Origin of the sequence: Pseudophaeobacter sp. TrK17 (assembly GCF_042192375.1) — a bacterium.
Classification (GTDB): Bacteria; Pseudomonadota; Alphaproteobacteria; order Rhodobacterales; family Rhodobacteraceae; genus Pseudophaeobacter.
On sequence record NZ_CP071700.1, the window covers coordinates 1,001,090 to 1,017,292 of the forward strand.

Consider the following 16,203-nt stretch of genomic DNA (forward strand, 5'->3'; position numbering starts at 1 on the left):
GTTCCACGGTGTAAATCTCCTCGCCCTCCCTGCGGCCGCAAGAAGGGAAAAAGTGGACGACTTTTACGCCGCCCGCACCGCCAATATGGCGGCGCTACCGTGGTCTAATTTTGCACCGCCGTTCTCAAACAACGTGTCTTTGGGTTCGGTGAAGATAATCAGTTTGCGTCGATTGCCATCTTCGTCCCGCATCAATTCGTCATCAAGAATACGGTCAAGCTGGGTCCATTTGGTGTCTTCCCCGGATTTAAGAACCTCGAATGCCTGAGCCTCCAGACCTTGCAGTGTGGCGATTTCAATTTTGAGCTGTTCAGCATTTTCAGCTGTTGTGGCAGAAGCCGACAGAGTATCTTCGACCTGATCCAGTTCTGCAGGATCATATTCTTCCATCTCGTCGAAATCGTCAGGGATGACATCCTCATAGGCGCCGCGCAGACCCTGTGCCCGTCCCTGCAACATTACCTCGCTCAGCTCAGCTTCCAGCCTCTCGCGGCGACGCTTCAGAGATTGGTAAATTGCGGCAGGAGATGAGGCGAGCCGGCGTTGCAAAATCTGCAACGCAAAGCCTACATTGTTCTTTTTGCGACCATCGGTTTCTGCGAACCGTGCAACCCTGTTCATCTCTTCCCGAACATATTCGGTCACGGCATCATAAAGCAAAACCTCCTGCGAGGAGAGGTCGTACTTGATGGTATAAGCACGGCGTTCTGGAAAGAGCGGGCGTCCATCAAAACGCAGCAATTCTTCCTTCGTGAGGCGACGCATCATGTCCTCGGCATTGGCACTATGAACACCGTCGCGGGGTTTGCCTTCAAACCGATCGCCGTCCAGCAGGGCCATAAACAGCTGGAAATCGGCTTCCTTGCCATTGTGAGGTGTCGCTGACATCAGAAGGTAATGGCGGCAAACCTTCCCGAGCAACTGGCCCAATTGGTAGCGCTTGGTATATTTGGCTTCATTGCCAAAATAGGTAGCCGACATACGGTGTGCTTCGTCGCCAATGATCAAATCCCACTCATCGGCATCAAGTAATTTCTGCTGCAGATCCTCATTTCGAGACAATACGTCCAGCCTAGCAATCAGCCGATGCTTTTCGCTGAACACATTGCCGGACCGAGAGGCTTCGATCATGTCTCTGGTCAGGATTTCAAACTCAAGACCAAACTTATTACCCAATTCGTCTTGCCATTGCTCGACCAAGCTTCCAGGGGCGACAATCAGGCATCGGTCAAGATCGCTGCGCGCGGCCATTTCCCGGATCAACAGGCCTGCCATAATCGTCTTTCCTGCCCCCGGATCATCGGCCAAAAGAAATCGAAGCGGCTGACGCGGTAGCATTTCTCCATAGACGGCAGAAATCTGATGCGGCAACGGCATCACCCGGCTGGTATGAATCGCAAGATAAGGGTCAAAATGATGGGCCAGTTGGATCCGGGTCGCCTCGGTCACCAAGCGCAGGAGTTCCCCATCTGCCTCAAACGACCAATTTCGGCCTGTAGCTGCAACAGAAAGTCGAGCCTCATCATCCCGAAACAACGTTCGCTCGGCAACCCCGCTGTCTCGGTCCCGAAAGATGACGGTTAATGTATTGGCACCAACCCATTGAGAGGTCACCACTTCGACCGGCTTGTCAGGGACAATGCCGTTGATCAGAGCTCCAGGCTTGATGTCTTCCAATGTGGTCATCTGAGGGGGTCTTTTCGATCAGTCGGTAACGGTGTGAGATGTAGTTTGAGTGATTGCCCGCATGACGGCTTCCGCTGGCAGATCTTCATTGGCGGCAGTCGTCAGAATGTCGAGGATTTCCGCTTGTAGACTGCGGTCATTTACGGCTGCGCGCACCTGAAGGCGACGCAGCACATCCTTGTCAATTTTAGGAAGTGTCAAATCCGAGGTCATTTGGGTCCAGTCTGTATATTGGAGGAAGGAAACAGTTCAGTGCGGTTGAGCAGCACGATCTGCTGATCTGCCGGGCGACGTGTCGATGGATCCATATCTAAACCAAATCGCTTCAAGGCGTAGTAAAGAAGAGCTTTGCGAACGGTGAGAAGAATGCGGCCATCTACCATGCCATAATCATCTGCAATCACCGCCTTCTGACTATCTGAAAAATCCGGATGGGGGCCAATGACCATTTCAACATAGCTGTGCCAGTCGACATCCTCAGCACTCTTGACTGCAGCCGGATGCGTGCCGCGAATGTCGCGGATCCTCGAAAACAGAAAGTCTTTGAAGACGTTATCGATTTCGCACCAAGCGCGGACATGCCAGCGAAATCCGTCATACCCGATCGCATGCGGTGCGATCCACCGCCAAACGGGGTCAGGACGGGACAGAGACTGATAGCTGATCTCGATTGAAGTCTCGCTGCGGATGGCACGCAAAACGTTCTGCAAGACCGCTACTGGCACGCCACGCATCGGAATAGGAAAGGACCCCAAATCCGGAAACAGGCCGATCCAAGAGTTTTCGCGCGCGACAATGCCTTCGGAGACGGACCGAAGTTGGGTAAAATAAGACCAGATGAGCGTTTTGCGGCGCGCGGGCCGCAAGTGTGGTTTCCTGACGAACACGAAGTAGTTCGAAAGGAGAATGCAAATGAACAAAACCACTTACGTTGGGCTGGACGTCCACAAAGACACGATTGTGGTTGCGGTTGCGGAGGATGGTCGCGGTGGTGAGATCCGGTTTTTCGGAACGATCGCGCATACTTCAGATTCTGTTTTGCGGCTAACCAAGCAGCTGGCGGCTGCGGGAAGTACGCCGAGCTTTTGTTACGAGGCGGGCCCCTGCGGCTACGGTCTGCATCGTCATCTCACCAAGCTCGGGTTTGAATGCGCGGTTGTCGCGCCTGCGATGATCCCTCGCAAGGCCGGGGATCGGGTGAAGACTGATCGTCGGGACGCTGAAATGCTGGCACGGCTGTGGCGCGCCGGTGAGCTGACGGCGATCTGGACGCCGGATGAGGAGCAGGAAGCCATGCGCGACCTGATCCGCACCCGCAAGCAGGCGATGGATGCCGTGAAGGTGGCTAAGCAGCAACTGCTCAGCTTCCTGCTTCGGCATGGGTTGCGATACGAGAATGGCAGTTACTGGACGAAGCGCCACCGCCGTTGGCTGGCCGAACTCCGCCGCTTCCGCTTCTCGCACCAGCAGCTGGCCTTCGAGGAGTTGAAGCGGGCTGTCGACCAAGCGGAGACCCGCGTTGCGACGCTGGATCAAGCGATCGATGAAGCGGTTCAGACGTGGCGCTTCGCCCCTGTCGTCGATGGCCTTCGCGCATTGCGCGGCGTGAACACGATCATCGCAGCGACCGTGGTTGCAGAGATTGGCGACATCACCCGCTTTGAAAATCCACGCCAGCTTATGGCCTGGCTCGGGTTGGTCCCAAGCGAGCATTCCAGCGGCAACACGACGCGGCGCGGGCGCCTGACAAAGACTGGGAACGCCTTAGCCCGTACGATGCTTGTCGAAGCGGGATGGTCCTATCGCCACCCACCCAAGGAGGGGCAGCCGTTCCTGAAGCGTTCAGCGCATCTGCCACAGGAGATCAAGGACATCGGCTGGAAGGCGCAGACGCGGCTTTGCAAGCGGTTCCGCCATCTGTCGAACACTGGCAAACCTCAGCCGCGCGTGCTCGCAGCCATCGCGCGCGAACTCGCGGGCTTTATGTGGGACATCGCACGCAAGACGCCGTTGCCCGCGTAATGCGGCGGCTCATACTGCCTGTGCAGTACGCTGGAGACGGTGGCCATTGATAGGGAAATCCTCGGACTACGTTGGGAAACATATCCGTTCTTAGAGAGAGGTAACCCGTATCGAATTTGGTCAGGCGGTAACCAATCCGCGGATGAGAGCATGACAATCATCGGTTCGGCCACCGTCTCCAGCGCTTGCACAGGCTATATCTTTGACGAACCCGTGTCAGCGGGGTAGTTTAATAGTGTCAGGAGACCTGAAAACGCTCATGAGAGACGTGGTATCTTGCTCTAAAAATTGCGGAGAAAAACGGTCAGTGGGTTCGTATGTCTTGCTGAGTCGGTTGTATTCCATGTTGCCGGGCGCCTGTGTCAGATACTGCCCAAGGTCGAGTGCTGCCTGGTTTTTGGATATACTGAACTGACGCATAAGATCACTGCGGTTCACGCGCCCTTCCCACAGCAGGCGAAACTCGATGAACGTCAACCTTTGTTCAATTGACCACTTGATTGGGCTATTGCCGTCGTTCACCCTGCCTCCTATGCGCACAGATTCAATATGCAACCAGATTATGGTCTTACTGTATCAGTCCAAGACTGGCCGACAAGTCATGATATCCATACCGACACTTATGAGCAGAAAGCTTATCGATAGAGACTTGCTGCGGACACGCAACGGACGGGCACTCCCGTGGGCTTCTATCTTGCGTCGAATAGGGTCGACCTTCAAGACAGATGCGAGTGACAGCCTTTGAAAACAGACCAAATGCTCAAGGGGATCGACTGTATCTGCTTCGATCTGTTCGGCACCTTAATCGAGATCACGGATCGTCGGCGCCCCTTCGCGTCGATGCTGCGCCGCATGCCGCGCCAGAAGGTCGATAGGTTTCGTCGGCTTACGATGACCACCGGGTTGTCGCTTGCGGAAATCAACGAGGAAATCGAGGGCGGCGCAACGATCGCTCATCTTTTAGAAGCTCAGTTTGCGATCGCCCGTGAAGTGATATCGGCACGGCTAAGACCAGGGGTGTTGGCGGCTCTTCGTGAGCTGCCGATCCCTTATGGCATATGCAGCAACCTCAGCCCCGAATACATGCTTGTATTGAAGCAATTTGCAGATCTGGAGCCAAAATTCCGCGTCTTGTCTTGCCAGGTGGGCTGCATGAAGCCTGATCCAGCAATCTATGCATTGGTGGCAGACGCATCAGGTCTCACCCCAGATCGCATCATGTTCGTCGGGGACACGACTTCGGCGGATATTGATGGACCGAGGCGAGCAGGGATGAAGGCAGTTCCTATTGATGATTTCCTGGCTGAGCTGGCCGAGTGATCGGCCTCACTCGTCAACCAGGGACCAGAACCCGTATTTACGCCCGTGTTTGTCGCGAAGAGATTTCACGAAGGTGTCATGCGTAGGGATATCGCCGTAATCCTCAATGGCCGCATCTGCGGACTGGCATTCCGCCAGATGGCGGGCGGCATACCGGTATCGTTTGTATTTTCCACCATCCAGTGTGTCCTGAACCATGGCACGGCGCATCAGCGTTGCGGCAAGGGGATGGTCCGCTTCCAATGCATCAGCCGCTTTCGTAAGGGTATGATAGGAATCCCCGTTAAGGTCCGCCGCCCTGGACAACACGGTCTTTGCCGCCCGATCCTGAGCCGGCCATTCGATCAAGAAATTGATTGCACCGCCAAGGGACGGATAAGCCTCCGCCAGATTTAATGCTTTGTCCTCAGCCTCAATGTCGTCGAAGTCGGGCAACAGTTTCAGGTATTTCCGAAGGCTTGCTGCGCTCAGGGTTTGCTCGAATGTATCCCAGAGATGGGATTTGAGGTCATCCCGCAATCCAAGGGTTTCAAGGCAGTTTTCGTAGACCACGTCCAGATCGTAGCGGAACATCCGGAAGGGTTTCCCATCTTCAGCCGCACGGGCGCTGAGGATCAGGTCATAGGCCTCTTGGGCTCGCCCTGCCTCAAGGAGCCTGCGCGCCACATCAGGTGCAATGGTTCCATAGGTCAGCTGCTCTGGTGTGTATCGTGCCATATAGGCATCGACATCGCCTTGCGCGTCGGCGATGTCGGCAAGGATGACGGAACGGGTCAGGTCCCGGTTTCGGCGAATGCTGTCCTCTGGGTTGGAGGAAAAGCCATATCCCCGATACCGGTCCAACTCATCACGGGTTAGCGGGGTTTCTGCCCAGGCATTCACCAGGGCTTTGAGGTGTTCCAGCCCGTCTTGGCCCAAGGCATCTGACAGGGCAGGAATAATCCCGTCAAATTCCCCATAGCCAGAATCCACGATCGCATCGAGCATACGCTCAGCGAGGGAAGCACCTTTGGTGGAAATCCTGGGCGAGATCGTTGCGATTTGATCTACCGCGTCGCCCATGATCCCCCCGATTGTCCCATTGCTGTCGTCCGTGCGTTCGTGAATGGAAGGCGCCAGAAGAAGGAAAGACCAGAGCAACTCAAACGCCTCATCCGCATCGACAGGAGAAATCGTGGTTTCGATCATGTTCAGAAGGCTGCTGAGATCCTTGGACAGCGCTTTTTGTTTGCGCCAGTCGACATAGCTTGTAGACCGTCGAAGGGAGGCGAACCGTTTGCGAATATCGGAAGCCACTTCCTTCGGCCCTTGAGCGGCGCTCAACTCCATGCGCGCCTGGCGTTGCAGAGCAGCATTCCCTTGGACCAAGTCCATCACAAGCGCGGCCAGTTTTGCGGCGCCAAGTTTCTCGAGGTTGGCTTGATTGAGGGATTTTTTGGACATAGGCAGGCCGTCTTATGCTAATTACCGACCGATGATGCCCTGCCTGGTCGGCGGGCGCAATCAAGTGCTATCTTTGGTTTGCCACGGTGTTTGCAGAGGATTTCGGCGGGAAGCTTCAGGGCTTCGGCCATAGAACAAAGCCCTTCAAAAGTCGTCCTGCTTGAAATGTGATCGCCCCTTGCTTGTCATCACACGCAGGGCGAATGACCGGTGTCAGCCCGTAGCTGACTTTCATTGGCGAAGCGTATCCACCATTTTCCCGAAAGTTATTGAGCCAAAAAATACTGTAGCTTTAGCGCTTTTGGGGTAATCTCAAATACAGCGTCCTCTGGTGCATCCTGATCCAAACTTGAAACGATGAGGCCGAACTTTACGAATTTATCCAAAATATTCAGGAATTCGCGCTTATCGCTTACGCCTAAGCTCTCATGTTCTCCAGGAGTAAAAATCTCCACCTGACAGATCGCTTCAAATACCTCCTCATCTCTCCCTTCAAAGTATACAAAGATTTCAGCATGATTTGCTTCCAACTCTTCACTCATCCATCTTTCAAAAGCGTCGCTCGCTATTCTACCAGCATCCTCAAGCTCATCAAACGCCCATGTGCAAAATTCACCAGCTTCGTCTAGTGCAAATCTTGTATTACCATTGAACATGTCAAAGAGTGTTATAAAGTTAGCGCGCGTCAAGGGCAGCTCGGCATCTTCTTTTATGCGAAATCCTTTGACCCTTTTATCGTAAACCTCTCCACCGACTGTGTCGCTGAGCTCCTGAATATTTAGAGGCTTGTGCAACCAGCCGACCAATCTCGGTGACGCCGCAATGCCACGCACGACTCCCGAAGAGCCGCATAAAATCCACTTGAGCCCATCAATTGAAAATGCGGTATCCCTTAGCGTTTCGATAACTTCTCTGGCAGACTTCGAAGAGTGAAGAAGCTCAAGATTATCAAGAACACAAACAACAGCGCCGGTCTCAGCTGAAGGAAACAGCAGGCGAAGCCAATCTTCAACAGCGGCTCTAAAACCTACTTTGTCCCAACCCTTGCTGGCATTCGGAGCCGCGTTGTAGCCTCCCCCGTTTCCCATAATTGTTGCGGTGAAACTTTTTATTATCGGACTATCGATATACGCTTTAATTCTTTTCTCATTTGGCGCCTTGCTGTATCCAGGTGGGGCGCGGAGGCTATCTTCCTGTTCAATCAGGGTAAGGGCAACCTGAAGGTAAAGCTCATCCAAGAAATCTTCAGCGCTCTTATCTTTGCCAATTTGGAACGAGCAGCGGCATGGAATGAGCAATGGCTCATCCTTGTTGCTTTTCGATCGAGAAAAGGCTCGATGAAGGGCTATGTTCAAGACACTTGTCTTACCGACGCCATTTTGACCTTCTATGGTCGGAATTTTGCTGGATTCTTGGATTCTTCGGAGAAGCTTACTCACTTCACTTTCGCGATCCACCATTAACCTCTCACTGAGATCATCTTGTTGAAGCGCCTTGTTGCTGAAAGGGTCCGAGCTAAATCCTAGTTCGCGATAAGACAAAAGACCTCCTAGTCTATAGTTGAGCTGCTTGAACTATACTTGAGTATTTGACACCTGCCAATAATACACCTTTGGTTCAATGCGTTGGCAAGGGTGCTCCCACCTAAACACAATTTCCGACTAATTGGGTCTACCTGTTCCGTCCGTTTCCTGCGCATTGCTGACCTTAGTGGATGGTGCGGAATGGCAGGGTGTTGAACCTAAGCCCAGAATGGCCGCTTTCATGTGTTTGACAGTGTGCCATCGCAAGCGCAGCGAATTCACACCTCCCCTCCCGCCTTTCAGATACTGCACCGGGGAGGGTCTGCGTAAAGATGGGTCCCCTTAGGGCTGATACCGCCCATCTGCCGCGCGGGAACCGAACGGCGCTCCGGGTTGTTTTTGCGGAACCGAGGTCCCAGAGGACGTGCGGATGCCACGCCGCATCTATGGGTCCGTTCTTATTTCACGATCACCGCGCCTCGACTCTTCACACTCCTGCTGGCAGTGTGTTCAAGTTGCCTTGAAAGAAACCGATGAACCCACCCCTACCTCTCCGAGTTGCGCCCAAAAATCGAGAAACCATTCCTTCATTTCTTGCTCGAATGGCCGCGATCAACGGCCTCAGAAGTGCTGATTTCGCGGTAGATATGGGGTTTGCCCAGAGGAAAATCATCGACCAAAATCCGGAGGCCCTCGAACGTCTTTTCGACCTAGCGGGATTGAGCGGTTTCGATCGACAAAACTTACTCTCCTGGACGGGGCAAAAAGCCGGAAACGTTCGCATGTCTTATCGGGGCGAGATAATCGTCTCTCGAGCTATCCGCAATCCAATAGTCAGGGGGTGTCCAGTCTGTCTTAGGGAGGATGCAGCACAAAACAAAGCTGATCCAGTCGGGGAAATGGTGATGCGTGGGGACTGGCAGTTCCAAGCAGTACAAGTCTGTATCAAACATCGGCAGCCCTTAATCCAACTATGGCAGGAAAATCGACCCGGCGCGCGCTATGATATCAGTCAGAGGCTAAGAGAGGTGAAAGACGCCATTGTGAATGGTCGCCTTGATCAACCTGAAATTCAGCCGACCGAATTTGATCGTTGGCTCGCGCTCCGTCTTCAAACCGGCGAGGATCAGACGTGGCTCGCAACACAGACGCTTTTCGCGGCAACCACATTCTGCAGTTTACTGGGCCACCAATTGTCAAACAAAGCCAGTGACGACAAAAGTGGAGATTACGAAATTGAACAACACGCCGCATATGCGGCAGGATTTGAGGTCGCAAGCAAGGGTGAGGACGAAATTCGTAAGGCTCTTAATGCCTTGGCTGCGAATGCATCCGGCGAGAAAGATCAACCCTACAAAGCCTTCGGAGCATTGTATTCGAGGCTGTCGCGGGAGTATTCGGATGATGACAGCTTTGTGTCCTTTCGGCAGCTTTTAAGGAACTGCATTTTGGGAAACTGGGCATTTCCCAGTGGCACTATTTTGCTTGGTGAGGCCATTCCCCAAAGACGTTTTCATTCTCTTCGATCGGCTGCAAAAGAAACAGGCATAGGGCAAGCCCTATTGGAACAATTCTTGGTGGAAGCCGGGGCATTGGAGGCAAACGATGCCAGACCAGCCATTCACAAGCTCTTCGACGCGCAAAAATACGAGAGTCTTCTGTCGAAACTGCCGACTTTGATAGGGCCGATCGAGATGAGGAAGATAATAGGTGCCACTAGGCATGAATTACGTACTTTAGAAGAAGAGGGCCTTCTGCGCACTCACACTGGAATTGCATCCGTCAAATCACCGTTCCTGCCACAAGATGGTATTGAATTCCTAGACCACCTCCTCAGCTATACCGACGTCGTATCAGTTGACGACGCTCTATGGGAAACCATACAGCAGGCCAAGAAGCGGTCAGGTCTAACTGTTCGGGCGATTATTGAGGCCATTCAAGAAGGAAAACTTAGCGCCGGATTGCTGCCTGGACCCCGTGAGTATCACGGTATCGTCGTTTTGAAGCGTGAAATCGATGGAATGAAAGCCACTAAAGTCATTCAATCTTCCCGGGTGTCATCACATATAGATGAAACAGGCTTGATCCCTGCTGCACAGTTTGCGCGGACTTTGGGTGTTCGAGATAAAGGTGTGTTTCATTCATTCCTTGCCAGCGGACATTCGCCCTCAAGAGAAATTACTCGACCGGAGAACGGTCGGAAGGGCTACTATCTGTCTCCTGCAGACATAGAAGAATTCCATCGTCGTTTTATTAGCCTGACAAGCTTAGTTGAGGAAACAGGTCTGCACCGAAACACCTTACTTGCGAGAATCAATTCTTCTGGGCTTCAGCCTTTTGCGCCACAGGGACAGGCCTTTGGAAGGATTTACCTAAGAACCGATGTCGAAGCGCATCTGACCGACCTCTTCCAATGAGCCAAGCTCCAAACGTGGCATAATTGCCCCGTGCTGCAAAATTTACCATTTAAATACAGAGGCTTAAAGGCCTTAAGTCGGAGAGCCTGCGCGCAGCGGAAAAATTCAGCTGTGACTCACGGAAAAGAACAGGTGTAACTGACAGACATGGTGGAATTCGCCAATGGCCCCAAAGGACCCCATGTTCCAGCCGCAGTCTTCTTGCGTCAGTGCGGTTTTCAAGATCTGTTGAAGCTCAGGCATGTTCTGCTCTCCTGCTGTTGGTTGATTTCCAGTCCAGAGCGCCGCGATGGACGGCCTGGTAGACGGCCTTTCCGACCGCTTCGCCAATGGCGGTGTGAAGCCCGGCATAGGGGGTCGCTCCGGCGGGGGCTGCGACGGCGAGACAATCGGTGCCGGTGCCCGTTGCGGTTCCGCTGGGCAGGTCAATAGCGGCCTCCATCACGGCGGCGGTGCGGGCTTGAACGGCAATGCTCATGGCTTCGATCAGCCCGGTTTGGCTCAGCCCTTCAGACAGGTGCAATGCCACATTGATGGTGCCCCAGTTGCGGTCAGAGTAATCCACCCGGCTGCCCACACGCTCGGCATTGGAAAGGCCAACGGTAGCAACGGCATGGGCAGATATGCCTTCCACCTCCGCCATGGCCTCACAATAGTGGCGCACATCGCGCGAGGTCAGAAAGGCGACTGCGTCTTGGCTGCCGCGCGCGGATAGCTCGCTTGCGAACCACTCCTCAACTTCCAGCTCGGGAGGCAGATCGCGGTTGCGGACCTCACGCCAGAGAATGTGGCGGGCAGTGGCAAAACCCGGACGGTTTACCGCCCAGCTCAGCACCTGCATGTCAGCGCCTAGATCAAACTCGATCCAGGGGCGTTGCAGTGTGACGCGGCCCATCACAGCACCTCCAGCGGCTGAAACACAGGGCCCTCGGCAGTGTTTTGATGCCAGACCGAAATGCCAAAAGCGCGGGCCATCAGATCCGGCGTCAGCACCTGGGCCGGCGTGCCATCAGCTAGAATGCCCCCTTCTGCCAGCAGGATCAGCCGGGTGCAGTGGCGGGCGGCCAATCCCAGATCATGCAGGGACACCAGGGCCGAGCGGCCCTCGTCGGCAAGCGCGGCAAAGACCTCCATGGTGGAAATCTGATGCGCCGGGTCCAGCCCGGCGGCGGGCTCATCCGCCATCAACAGCGGTGTATCCTGGGCCAGGGCGCGGGCAATCAGGGCGCGCGCCTGTTCGCCACCGGACAACCGCGAGGCGGCGCGCTGGCGGAAGCACTCCAGCCCCATCCGACTGATCGCCTGATCGATTAGTGCCTGGTCGGCGGCGGGCAGTCGCAGCCCTTGGGGGAGATGTGGCAAGCGGCCAAGGGCGACCAGCTTTTCCACCGGGAGCGGCCAGGCAATCTCGCGCGATTGCGGCATCCAGGACACCGCCCTGGCACGCTCTGAGGTGCTCATCTCGGCGAGTGAGCTGTGCCCGGTTGCGGGGAGCAACCCAAGGGCGGCGCGCATCAGGCTGGTCTTGCCGGTGCCATTGGGGCCAAGCAGGCCCACAAACTCACCCGGTTTGATGTCGAAGGACACATCCTGAAGCACCGGGCGGTTGCGCAATGTCACAGACAGGTTCTGAACGGATAGCAAGCTCATGCCAGGCCCTTCCGGGTCTTGTAGATCAGATGCAGAAACAACGGCGCCCCCACCAAAGCGGTGACCACGCCGAGTTTCAGGTCGCGCGCGGGCAGAATTACCCGCACGGCGATATCCGCCAGCTGCAGCATGACCGCGCCGCCTAGGCCCGAGGCCCAGAGCAGCCGTGAGGGTTGCCCCCCCACAAAGGGGCGCAGGATATGCGGCACCACCAGACCGATAAAGCCGATGGCCCCGGCAACCGCTGTAGCGCCACCAATAATGCTGGCGGTGCCGATGACCAGCAAGAGCCGCAGCCGGTTCAGGTTCATCCCCAGGGTCTGCGCCGCGTCCTCCCCCAGCGTCAGCGCATCCAGGCCGCGCGCCAATGTCAGCAGGATCGCGATGCCAACACCCACGAAGGGCAGCACCAGCCAGACATGCACCATCGAGCGGTCGGCCAGGGAGCCCATCATCCAGAACACGATCTCATTTGCAGCAAAGGGATTGGGCGACAGGTTCAGCACCAGCGCCGTGAGCGCGCCTGCCAGGGCTGAAATCGCAATGCCAGCCAGGATCAGCGACAGCGACCCGCCCTGTGGTCCGGCCAGGGACATAACCAGGAAAACACCTGCGAGGGCACCCGCCAGGGCCGCCAGCGGCAGGCCCAGGGGCAGCGCTGCCGCCAGCCCGGTGTTGATCGCCAGCACCGCGCCCAGGGCCGCAGAGGAGGAGACACCGATCAGACCAGGTTCCGCCAGCGGATTGCGCAGATAGCCTTGCATTGCGGCTCCGGTCAGGCCAAGTCCGCCACCAATGACAACGGCCAGAATGGCGCGGGGCAGGCGGATTTCCTGCATCACCAAGGTCAAGGGGCCGTAGCTGTCGTCGAACAGCGCAGCCAGGCTTTCGCCCAGGCTCACATCGGCAGGCCCCAAGGAAAGTGACACCAGGAACAAGGCCACAACAGCAGTCAAAAGCGACAGTATCAATCGTGTCATTGCAGGGTTTCCTTTTCCAGCAAATGGCGGCGTTCCTGAGCCAGCTTTTCGATGGCACGCAGCACATGCGGCGTGCCGCAGACCCAATCCGCATCACGCATCTGTCCAGAGGCACTTTGGGCGATCAGTTGCCGCACCACGGGGTGGGCTAGGTTTTCTTCACTGCGCGAGGCACGCGGATAGGGGGAGGTCGTCACCAGAAGATCGGGTTGCGCCATGGCCAGCACTTCCAGGGGGAGCTTTCCAGAGCGCTCATAGCCAAGTTCGGCAGCAATATTGCTGAGCCCTGCGGACGCCAGGATTTGTCCGGCCAGGGTTTTGGGCCCAGAGGTGTAGCTGTTGGCAGCATAGAGCGCGGCACGCGGCTGCGGCCCGGGCCCGGGCAGCAGGTCTGTTAGCTGCCTGTCAAACTCCGACAGCAGGTCTGCGGCGGCCTTCTGTCGCTGCAAGACCTCGCCCATTTCGCGGATGCGATTGCGTACATCCTGTAGGGAGTTGGCGGGTTGGAAGACCTCAACGCGCACGCCAAGACGTTGTAGCATGTCGGTTGTTGCCCGTGTTGAATAGGCACCGGCGATGACCAGATCGGGCTTGATCAGGTAGATTTCTTCTGCCTGACCATGATTGACCGGATAGGCCATGGCTGTGTCCGCCATGGCCGAGGCACGCTTGTCGCGCGCGATATAGGAAACCGAGGCCAGCTGCCCGGGGGCCGCCAGCAGCATGGCCAGCTGATCCGTGCAGAGGTTCATTGAAACCACGCGCGCGGGCCCGGCAAAGGCGCCAGTGGCGGCCCAAAACAGGGCCAGTGCTATGCCAGGCAGTTTGCGCATGGATCAGAACGAGGCCTTTACGCCGATATAGGCGGCACGGCCCCGTTTGGCATAGCCCCAGACATCCGCGTAATCCTCGTCAAACAGGTTGGTGACACGGCCTGTCAATACCACGTTGTTTGTTAGCTCATACTGGGCCGATAGATCCACGGTGGTGTAGTCTGGTAGTTGGGCGGTGGCGTAGGAGCCAAAGAACTGGCTGTCCCAATTGCCGGCCACATGGCGGAGGTCAGCCGTTACGGAGCCACGGCCATTAAAGGCCTGCAGGGTGGCGCTCAGCAGCAGCTCATGTTCCGGGCGGCGCACTTCAACTGAGCCATCGGGATTGCTGGCGTCCAGATAGGTGTAGGTCAGACGCAAGTCGAGGGTGTCTGTGGCGTCGAGACTGGCGGCGAGCTCAACGCCCTTTCGGTCACTGTCACCTGCCTGGTTGCGGTAGGATCTGGTGGTGGGGTTTACCACATAGTTTTCGATCTCACCGGTCAGGGTCTCGTCAAAGTAGGTCACGTCAACCAGCCCGCGCCCCTGCAGGAATGGGACCTCGACACCGATGTCGAAACTGCGGTTTTCTTCCGGTTTCAGGTTCGGATTGCCGAGATAGGTGGTTGTGCCATACGTCACATTGGCAAAGAGTTCGAAATAGGAGGGGTTAACCACGCCTGTCCCCGCCGAGCCATGCAGGCGGATGCCACTGCCCGCAAAAGTATATGAGGCGCTGGCGGTCCAGCTGGTTGCATCCTCAAAGGCGCTGTTATTGTCGCGCCGCACGCCAAGTTGCAGATCCAGGCCATTGGCAAAGCTGCCACGGTACTCCAAGGCGAATGAGTTGGTGCGGCGCGCATAAAGCGGGTTGCTGCTGCTGGAATCCTCTTCCCATTCCAGCATCGCGTTCAGTTGGTGATTGGCCTGATCAACAGGCTGCCCATCCAGACCAAAGCTCAGCAGATATTTGGCTGCTTCTGTCGTGGTCTCGGTTGGGGTGCCACCATTGCTGGCGCTGTCAAAATCGGTGCGCTCCAAAGACAGGCGATGTTTCAAACGCCCCCCCAAGGTGTCTAACTCGGCATAGACCTGCGCCAGGCTCTCGTCCCGCTCGCTGAATTGGGTTGGATCGTCCACCACATAACCGGCCGCATCGGTTGCGATGGCGGAGGTGCTGTCGCTGTCGTAGTGTTCGTCCGAGCTGCGCAGGTTGAAGCCGAGTTTCAATCGTTCCGTGACTAGGTAGTCGCCTTTCAGCTGAAGCGTCGTGCGACGAATGCCATCTTCTTCGCCGCCATCGCCGGAGGTGTCGTAGCCATCGTCTTGGTCATGGGCCAGGCTGAAAGAGATGCCACCACGCTCAGAGCGTGTGGATACCCGTGCAGAGGCGCGGTAGCCGTCAGATCCAACCTCGGCGCTGCCACCGTATTCGGTGCCGATGCCGCCGGTCTTGGTAATGATGTTGATCACCCCAGCCGAGGCGTTGGAGCCATAAAACACTGATTGTGGACCCCGCAGGACCTCAATGCGTTCGATATTGGCGGTGTCCAGACCGGACAGGATGTATTCGCTATCGCCGCCAGAGGCTTCAACACCATCAATCAGGATCAGGGTGTGGTTGGCTTCGCCGCCGCGAATGCGGATTTGAGTGAAACTGTCACCGGAGCCATTGACCATCAGGCCGGGCACTGCCCGCAGGGCGTCCTGGACGGTAGTGATGCCGCGTTCCTGGATCTCTTCGCTGGTGAGAACCGAGGCCGAGCGGCCGTATCTTTGTGCCTCAATAGGCGTGAAGCCACCAGAAATGATGATTTCGCCCAGGTCGATGACCTCAGAGTCTTGGGCCAATGCAATAGCGGGGGTCGCGACCAGAGCCGCAGCCAAGGACAGGCGTGCCTTGCGCATAGTTCAATTCCTCCCGGCCTGGTGTCAAAGCACAGGCCAAGCAGCTGCCCATAGCGGACAGCTCGTTCAAAATGAGAGCCTTTGAGAGGACGTGCCTCCGCAGACGGTGAAAACGCCACCACTACGGAAAACCGTTATCTACAGCGCGCCCCGCACCGGGATAGGGTGATCATTCTGGCAGGTCTCCTGACTTGCGGGTCGAGGCTTTGCTGCGCCTTCCCGCCCTATTGGGGCAGTGGCATTTTGCAGCATTGCTCTCCGCTCACAGTTGCGGGGGCAGTCACGGATTAGGCGCCTATTGGCTACACCTCACCGTGTTCCCTATTATCCGGGTGATCTCCCAGCCGGACCAGAATGCTCACGACTTAGTCCGGCATTGTCCGCTCTGTCAAGAAGCGAGTTCAAAGCGGATCGCTTGAGAACAGTCGCATGGTGAGGTTTT

At 56.2% G+C, this 16,203-nt stretch carries 15 protein-coding genes and 1 riboswitch; of the genes, 3 read left to right on the top strand and 12 right to left on the bottom strand.

Annotated elements, in window-relative coordinates; translation table 11 throughout:
* Positions 1-63: 63 nt before the first annotated feature.
* The 3 genes from JZI28_RS04670 to JZI28_RS04680 are packed head-to-tail and all read right to left on the bottom strand — an operon-like array spanning position 64 to position 2,552.
* A complete protein-coding gene (locus JZI28_RS04670) occupies positions 64-1,677 on the bottom strand; it encodes a DEAD/DEAH box helicase family protein (protein WP_375699389.1) in 1,614 nt (537 codons plus the stop codon).
* Between the two features lie 27 nt (positions 1,678-1,704).
* The gene (locus JZI28_RS04675; protein WP_375699390.1) at positions 1,705-1,887 is read right to left on the bottom strand and encodes a hypothetical protein; all 183 of its coding nucleotides are present in this window, start codon (positions 1,885-1,887) and stop codon (positions 1,705-1,707) included.
* 8 nt (positions 1,888-1,895) lie between these two features.
* Positions 1,896-2,552 (bottom strand): WYL domain-containing protein, encoded by a 657-nt coding sequence (locus JZI28_RS04680; protein ID WP_375699391.1) that lies wholly within the window; start codon positions 2,550-2,552, stop codon positions 1,896-1,898.
* Positions 2,553-2,598: 46 nt separating this feature from the next.
* Between JZI28_RS04680 and JZI28_RS04685 the strand changes: the two genes are divergently transcribed.
* Entirely contained in the window at positions 2,599-3,708 is a 1,110-nt protein-coding gene (locus tag JZI28_RS04685) for an IS110 family transposase (protein ID WP_375699392.1), read from the top strand.
* Positions 3,709-3,924: 216 nt separating this feature from the next.
* Here the strand turns inward: JZI28_RS04685 and JZI28_RS04690 are convergent, their stop codons facing one another.
* Positions 3,925-4,230: a hypothetical protein gene (locus tag JZI28_RS04690; RefSeq protein WP_375699393.1), complete on the bottom strand. Its 306-nt coding sequence runs from the start codon at positions 4,228-4,230 to the stop codon at positions 3,925-3,927.
* A gap of 219 nt (positions 4,231-4,449) precedes the next feature.
* Here JZI28_RS04690 and JZI28_RS04695 point away from each other — a divergent pair, with 219 nt between their 5' ends.
* A complete protein-coding gene (locus tag JZI28_RS04695; protein ID WP_375699394.1) occupies positions 4,450-5,028 on the top strand; it encodes an HAD family hydrolase in 579 nt (192 codons plus the stop codon).
* A gap of 6 nt (positions 5,029-5,034) precedes the next feature.
* Here JZI28_RS04695 and JZI28_RS04700 read toward each other — a convergent pair whose 3' ends face one another.
* Together JZI28_RS04700 and JZI28_RS04705 are read right to left on the bottom strand one after the other, a co-directional pair.
* Positions 5,035-6,471: a DUF6880 family protein gene (locus JZI28_RS04700; RefSeq protein WP_375699395.1), complete on the bottom strand. Its 1,437-nt coding sequence runs from the start codon at positions 6,469-6,471 to the stop codon at positions 5,035-5,037.
* Positions 6,472-6,737: 266 nt separating this feature from the next.
* Positions 6,738-8,012, bottom strand: coding sequence for a hypothetical protein (locus JZI28_RS04705; RefSeq protein WP_375699396.1), 1,275 nt, complete (start codon positions 8,010-8,012; stop codon positions 6,738-6,740).
* Positions 8,013-8,527: 515 nt separating this feature from the next.
* Between JZI28_RS04705 and JZI28_RS04710 the strand changes: the two genes are divergently transcribed.
* A complete protein-coding gene (locus JZI28_RS04710; protein WP_375699397.1) occupies positions 8,528-10,411 on the top strand; it encodes a TniQ family protein in 1,884 nt (627 codons plus the stop codon).
* 105 nt (positions 10,412-10,516) lie between these two features.
* Here JZI28_RS04710 and JZI28_RS04715 read toward each other — a convergent pair whose 3' ends face one another.
* From JZI28_RS04715 to JZI28_RS04740, 6 genes are read right to left on the bottom strand one after another with little or no spacing between them, the layout of a single operon-like run.
* On the bottom strand, positions 10,517-10,654 hold the full coding sequence (locus tag JZI28_RS04715; RefSeq protein WP_375699398.1) for a DUF6925 family protein: 138 nt from the start codon (positions 10,652-10,654) through the stop codon (positions 10,517-10,519).
* On the bottom strand, positions 10,647-11,306 hold the full coding sequence (locus tag JZI28_RS04720; RefSeq protein WP_375699399.1) for an adenosylcobinamide amidohydrolase: 660 nt from the start codon (positions 11,304-11,306) through the stop codon (positions 10,647-10,649). The genes JZI28_RS04715 and JZI28_RS04720 overlap by 8 nt, the downstream gene beginning before the upstream one ends.
* On the bottom strand, positions 11,306-12,061 hold the full coding sequence (locus tag JZI28_RS04725; RefSeq protein ID WP_375699400.1) for an ABC transporter ATP-binding protein: 756 nt from the start codon (positions 12,059-12,061) through the stop codon (positions 11,306-11,308). The genes JZI28_RS04720 and JZI28_RS04725 overlap by 1 nt, the downstream gene beginning before the upstream one ends.
* Positions 12,058-13,041: a FecCD family ABC transporter permease gene (locus JZI28_RS04730; RefSeq protein ID WP_375699401.1), complete on the bottom strand. Its 984-nt coding sequence runs from the start codon at positions 13,039-13,041 to the stop codon at positions 12,058-12,060. The genes JZI28_RS04725 and JZI28_RS04730 overlap by 4 nt, the downstream gene beginning before the upstream one ends.
* Entirely contained in the window at positions 13,038-13,874 is an 837-nt protein-coding gene (locus JZI28_RS04735) for an ABC transporter substrate-binding protein (RefSeq protein WP_375699402.1), read from the bottom strand. Before JZI28_RS04735 ends, JZI28_RS04730 begins: the two co-directional genes overlap by 4 nt.
* 3 nt (positions 13,875-13,877) lie before the next feature.
* Positions 13,878-15,761: a TonB-dependent receptor plug domain-containing protein gene (locus tag JZI28_RS04740; protein ID WP_375699403.1), complete on the bottom strand. Its 1,884-nt coding sequence runs from the start codon at positions 15,759-15,761 to the stop codon at positions 13,878-13,880.
* 158 nt (positions 15,762-15,919) lie between these two features.
* Positions 15,920-16,130: riboswitch (cobalamin riboswitch) on the bottom strand.
* Positions 16,131-16,203 lie beyond the last annotated feature (73 nt).

What these genes read in the sequence shown, in the direction of transcription:
- JZI28_RS04685 (WP_375699392.1), top strand. Translation starts at nt 2,599, where the DNA reads ATGAACAAAACCACTTACGTTGGGCTGGACGTCCACAAAGACACGATT.
- JZI28_RS04700 (WP_375699395.1), bottom strand. Translation starts at nt 6,471, where the DNA reads ATGTCCAAAAAATCCCTCAATCAAGCCAACCTCGAGAAACTTGGCGCC.
- JZI28_RS04710 (WP_375699397.1), top strand. Translation starts at nt 8,528, where the DNA reads ATGAACCCACCCCTACCTCTCCGAGTTGCGCCCAAAAATCGAGAAACC.
- JZI28_RS04715 (WP_375699398.1), bottom strand. Translation starts at nt 10,654, where the DNA reads ATGCCTGAGCTTCAACAGATCTTGAAAACCGCACTGACGCAAGAAGAC.
- JZI28_RS04720 (WP_375699399.1), bottom strand. Translation starts at nt 11,306, where the DNA reads ATGGGCCGCGTCACACTGCAACGCCCCTGGATCGAGTTTGATCTAGGC.
- JZI28_RS04725 (WP_375699400.1), bottom strand. Translation starts at nt 12,061, where the DNA reads ATGAGCTTGCTATCCGTTCAGAACCTGTCTGTGACATTGCGCAACCGC.
- JZI28_RS04730 (WP_375699401.1), bottom strand. Translation starts at nt 13,041, where the DNA reads ATGACACGATTGATACTGTCGCTTTTGACTGCTGTTGTGGCCTTGTTC.
- JZI28_RS04735 (WP_375699402.1), bottom strand. Translation starts at nt 13,874, where the DNA reads ATGCGCAAACTGCCTGGCATAGCACTGGCCCTGTTTTGGGCCGCCACT.
- JZI28_RS04740 (WP_375699403.1), bottom strand. Translation starts at nt 15,761, where the DNA reads ATGCGCAAGGCACGCCTGTCCTTGGCTGCGGCTCTGGTCGCGACCCCC.